This window comes from Zoogloea sp. LCSB751 (genome assembly GCF_002028455.1).
Classification (GTDB): Bacteria; Pseudomonadota; Gammaproteobacteria; order Burkholderiales; family Rhodocyclaceae; genus Zoogloea.
Genome location: NZ_MWUM01000213.1, coordinates 1 through 269, shown reverse-complemented (window position 1 = coordinate 269; position 269 = coordinate 1). Strand labels below are relative to the sequence as shown.

The following is a 269-nucleotide window of genomic DNA, read 5'->3' as shown; positions in this document are numbered from 1 at the left end:
ATCGACGAAGCGCTGCTGGACCAGTACGCGAAAAGCCTCGGTCTGGGCATCAGCGATGAGCAGGTTAAAAAAGCCATCTTCTCAACGCAGGCTTTCCAGTCTAATGGGAAGTTCGACAACGCGCGTTACAACAGCATTGTTAACCAGATGGGGATGACGGCTGACCAGTACGCACAGGCGCTGCGTAACCAGTTGACCACGCAACAGCTGATCAACGCGGTGGTGGGCACCGATTTCATGCTGAAAGGCGAAACTGAAGCGCTGGCGGC

General features: G+C 55.4%; 1 protein-coding gene. It reads left to right on the top strand.

All coding sequences use genetic code 11. The annotated features are described in order from the left end of the window. A partial coding sequence (locus tag B4920_RS26375) for a SurA N-terminal domain-containing protein (RefSeq protein ID WP_173862712.1) occupies nt 1-269 on the top strand: 269 nt, incomplete at both ends.